4 protein-coding genes, 2 tRNA genes and 1 pseudogene are annotated in these 4345 nt (G+C 46.8%); 1 reads left to right on the forward strand and 6 read right to left on the reverse strand.

All coding sequences use genetic code 11. From position 1 onward, the window contains the following. Window positions 1–98: 98 nt before the first annotated feature. The 3 genes from ACUU1I_RS19735 to mtfA all read right to left on the reverse strand — a co-directional run bounded on the left by ACUU1I_RS19735 (window position 99) and on the right by mtfA (window position 2496). Window positions 99–1361: a tyrosine-type recombinase/integrase gene (locus ACUU1I_RS19735; protein ID WP_024260632.1), complete on the reverse strand. Its 1263-nt coding sequence runs from the start codon at window positions 1359–1361 to the stop codon at window positions 99–101. A 161-nt stretch (window positions 1362–1522) separates the two neighbouring features. Further along, window positions 1523–1598 (reverse strand) — tRNA-Asn (locus ACUU1I_RS19740). Window positions 1599–1698: 100 nt separating this feature from the next. After that, window positions 1699–2496 carry a DgsA anti-repressor MtfA gene (gene mtfA / locus ACUU1I_RS19745; protein ID WP_001325918.1) on the reverse strand — a complete coding sequence of 266 codons (798 nt, stop codon included), beginning with the start codon at window positions 2494–2496 and terminating at the stop codon, window positions 1699–1701. Window positions 2497–2589: 93 nt separating this feature from the next. Between mtfA and ACUU1I_RS19750 the strand changes: the two genes are divergently transcribed. Beyond that, window positions 2590–2679 (forward strand) — tRNA-Ser (locus ACUU1I_RS19750). A gap of 27 nt (window positions 2680–2706) precedes the next feature. On the opposite strand, the pseudogene ACUU1I_RS19755 reads toward ACUU1I_RS19750, so the two are convergent. The 3 genes and pseudogenes from ACUU1I_RS19755 to ACUU1I_RS19765 form a co-directional block, all read right to left on the reverse strand. Continuing rightward, a pseudogene (locus ACUU1I_RS19755) lies at window positions 2707–3757 on the reverse strand (tyrosine-type recombinase/integrase). Then, complete coding sequence (locus ACUU1I_RS19760; RefSeq protein WP_000096344.1) at window positions 3757–3960, reverse strand: DUF4224 domain-containing protein; 204 nt, start codon at window positions 3958–3960, stop codon at window positions 3757–3759. Before ACUU1I_RS19760 ends, ACUU1I_RS19755 begins: the two are co-directional and overlap by 1 nt. 58 nt (window positions 3961–4018) lie before the next feature. Then, the coding region (locus tag ACUU1I_RS19765) for a 3'-5' exonuclease (RefSeq protein ID WP_033868997.1) at window positions 4019–4345 on the reverse strand (327 nt) is incomplete at its 5' end.

The following is a 4345-nucleotide window of genomic DNA, read 5'->3' on the forward strand; positions in this document are numbered from 1 at the left end:
AATAGGTGTTTTTCGTCATAAAGTTGATAAAAGTCTATATAGAACCACCTCCTGTAGAGGTGGTGGTAATTTGCCAGAGTGTGGGATTCGTTAGTATACTATGGGATAAACTTATTTTTACCAATTGTATAAGGCGGTGCATAAGATTCTCGGCATGCTTCCAGATAATCCGACCACCACTGCATCATCGCTTTGCGGGCTTCCAGGTGCTCTGCCTTATGAATATAAGCCATGCGCACGGTATTGCGCTCCTGATGACTCATCTGGCGTTCTACTGCGTCCTTTGCCCATAAACCCGATTCCATCAGCGCACTGCATGCCATTGCCCGGAAGCCGTGACCGCAGATATCCTTTTTCGTGTCGTAACCCATCACCCGCAGTGCCTTATTGACCGTGTTTTCACACATTGGCTTATACGGGTTATGGTCGCCGGGGAAGATCAGTTCATTATTACCGGTGATATCCTTAATCTGTTTCAGAATGGCGATGGACTGTTCTGAGAGGGGGACGATATGCGGCATTCGCATTTTTGCCCCGCGGCCGGAATAACGCACGCCAATAATGGGTTCTCGCGTCGCGGGTATCGTCCAGACTCGGTTTGTGAAATCAATCTCTGACCAGCGGGCGAAACGCAGTTCACTGGAGCGAATGAACACATGCAGCATCAGCAGAACGGCATGCCGGGTCAGTTCACGGCCCTGATGATATGCCCCAATACGTTCAAGCAGTTCAGGCAGCCGCTCCAGCGGCAGGGCAGGATAGTGCCGTCTGACAGGAGGTGTGGTCACGCCGCCAAGGTTTGCTGCAGGGTTCGTATCGATTAACTCCAGATGGACCGCATGGCGCATTATGTTACTCAGGTGCTGCCGTGTGCGGGACGCAACCTCCAGCAGACCTTTTTCCTCGATCCCTTTCAGCAGGTCAATGAAATGACGGGGTTTAAGTTCTGATACAGGTAGGTTCCCGATGACCGGAAAGATGTGATTGTTCAGGCTGGCAAGCAGACGGTCGGCGGTGTTCTGCGACCATTTCCTGTTACTTTTATGCCACGCCAGCGCCACGTTTTTAAAAACTTTCTCCGGTGTTCGTGAGCCACGTTCAGCAGCCCGCTGCTGTACCGGGTTGATATTCAGCGCCAGCATTTTACGGATACCTTCACGTTGCTGTCGCGCATCAGACAGGGAGATGGCTGGATAGGCACCCAGCGCAATGCGGGATTCTTTACCGCTAATACGGTATTTGAGATACCAGTGGCGGGAGCCACCCGGCTTGACCAGCAGATACAGACCGTGAGAATCGGAGACTTTAAAGGGTTTATCAGAAGGCTTGAGGGTGCGGATTTTTGCGTCGGTAAGGGATATATGGGGGTCACTCCATTATCGAACTAACCTGATCCCAGATTTGACCACCAATTTTTCCCGATGCGTAGGGTAAAATCAAAATGCACCGAGAAGAGTTTTCACACTAACCTGTTGAATCAACATCAGATAAAGATTCGCAAGGATGCATGAAAACAGAAAATTGGCTCCTCTGACTGGACTCGAACCAGTGACATACGGATTAACAGTCCGCCGTTCTACCGACTGAACTACAGAGGAATCGTGAGAACGGGGCGCATATTACTTAGCGGTACCTTGTCTGTCAACACTAAATTTCATAAGCCATTTCAATTGGTTAATTAATCTGCAAAGTTGTTAATTAATGAACATTCGTCGCCGAAAACGAGTCTGTATCATTAGCGTGATGCAGTCTCTGCAAAGGATCTTGTTGATAAAATTGACAGAAACGTTGCCACAATGAAGGGAAACGAGGAGCAAAAAGTTCTGGGGCGCTAAAGAAATATTCAGAAAGTACGGCAAAACATTCAGCAGGATCACTGGCAGCATAAGCATCAATGCTCGCCGCATTCTCACCAACTAATTCGATTTCTTCCTGAATGTTGTTCATTGCAGCATGAAGATCGTGTTCCCAGCCAGCAACCTCACGCAACGAAATAAAGGGAACTCCGCTGGCGCGATCGCCGTTACGGGTGTCCAGCTTATGAGCGACTTCATGAATAATCAGGTTAAAACCAGAAGCATCAAAAGAATCTTGTATATCCAACCAGTTCAAAACGATAGGCCCTTGCTGCCAGCTCTGACCTGACTGAACAATACGTTGGTTATGCACCAGACCGATATCGTCTTCCCATTCATCATCGACCACAAATGGCGCAGGATAAATTAAGACTTCATGAAAACCATCCAGCCATTCCAGTCCTAACTCCAGAACGGGCAGGCAAAATAGAAGTGCTATCCGGCAGCTTCTTAATGAATTCAGCTCAAAGCCCTGTAAAGGAACAAGCCGTTTTTGCTGTAAAAAACGTTCGGCAAGAGCGACCAATTTGCTTTGTTCCTGTTCTGTCAGACACGTTAAAAGGGGGATCGATAGTGCTTCCTGCCAGGGAAGGGCAGTTTGATGTGCTGATTCTTGTACTTTCCAGGGCCACTTAATCATCGTTTTGCTCGCAAACTCGTCACTTGAACAAAATTGCACGGACAGGGACTGTTAAAATGCCAAATTTCCTGGCATCATGGCAACCATCTGAGCGGAGAGATGCCGGAGCGGCTGAACGGACCGGTCTCGAAAACCGGAGTGGGGGCAACTCCACCGGGGGTTCAAATCCCCCTCTCTCCGCCAAAATTCAATCACTTATACATCATTAAGTCAGTGACAAAAATCACACTTGGAATTACTTGGAATATTTTCTTGGAATATTTTCAGGTAACGGGACATCAAGTGTCGGTGAAACTTTAACCTTCCTGTCATAGATTAGCACTTGCCCCTCGGTTTTGTGACCAGAGAAAAGTTGCTTATCCCGACTGCTTCCTTCATAGTCTGAAATTCCTTTCGCCTTCAGATCATGAAAGGTGAAGTCGGTTAAAATACCTGAAATTTTGCCTGCGCGATTTCTTGCTTCTACCCACATTTCGTTAAAGCCTTTGTACATATATCGGTTGCCGTATTGATTGCTGATTACATAGGCGGATGTTGGTAACTGTTTTGCTTTTTCGATCGCCGCCTGTAATCGTGGACTCCATGCTTTTATCTGTTTTTTTCCTGTTTTCCCTTGCTGGATAAAGATCCCGTCGTTTCCAATCTGCTCCCATTTCAGCGATAACACATCGGAAACCCTCGCTGCACACAGATAGGCAATTTCCATTGCGATAAAAACAGGAAGAGGTGCAACGCTTAATACTGCCTGGTATTCTTTGTCGGTTACATATCGTTCGCGGTTTTTGGCCTTGAATTTACTTACACCTGCACATGGGTTAGCCTTCACGTACCCTCGCTCATACCCCCAACTGTAAACGCGGGACATACTGCTTTTTTCATGGTTGGCTTGCGTTTTACTCTGTTCCCCTCTCTTGTCCATGTATCGACGGATGTGTTCTGGTTTTATGGAATCTGCCGGCACCTTACCGAATACGGCAAGCAACTTTTTTTGATGTTGCAGATAATCTTTTTGTGTTCTTGGACTGAGGTCACTGTAATAGGCGCTGGCGAGGAATTTTTCCCACAAGCGACCGAATGTCATTGCACGATCGCGATTATTTACAGTTTCCTCATACTTTTTCCATAAAGCAGCTAAACCATCCTTGATGGCGGTTAGTGTTACAGATTCTCTGGATGTTGGTTTCCATACATAACTATATTTATTTGGGTATACATTTGGAGGTAATTTTTCGTGTTCAGGATTTTTCCTTCGTCTTCCCATCAGATCGCACCAAAATTCGGCTCTACCTCGCGTGGTGGTAAAGTTTTATTGCAGGTAAATAGATCCCGGCTGACAATCGGTTTGCCACTACGATTGGTATAGAACGGAAGCCCGTTTTCCATTAACCATTTTCGCTGGTGGCTTGCATATTTGCAGCCCGTTAATATTAGCAATTCATCTTCGGTTAAAAATAAGCTGCTCATAGCTATATCTCATAACCGCCGCTAACTATATACGGTTAGCGGCAATTAGGGTTGAACATTAAAAATCAGCCTGACTCGGGATCAGTTTTTGCCAGATAGCTGAAACGTATTTTGCCTGGTAACGAGCGTCATCAAGTGCATTATGGCGCTCACCTTCGAATGGAATAGCCGTTCTGGCATCGAAGTCTATGGCTTTCCCCAGCTCAACGATTGTGCGTACATCGCGATCGTTGTAGTAACGCCACGGGCAGGGGATCCCCTGCCGTTCGTATGAACGGCGCAAAATCGTGTTGTCGAAGTTGGCTCCATTTCCCCAGACCTGAACAAAAAATTCACCGGAGTTTTCGTCGATAAATTCCCGCAATTGTAACAGTGCATCATCTAA

This window comes from Shigella sp. SIG3, from assembly GCF_053555855.1.

Excerpts from the sequence above, each read along its gene's own strand:
- mtfA (WP_001325918.1), bottom strand. The coding sequence starts at position 2,496 with ATGATTAAGTGGCCCTGGAAAGTACAAGAATCAGCACATCAAACTGCC.
- ACUU1I_RS19760 (WP_000096344.1), bottom strand. The coding sequence starts at position 3,960 with ATGAGCAGCTTATTTTTAACCGAAGATGAATTGCTAATATTAACGGGC.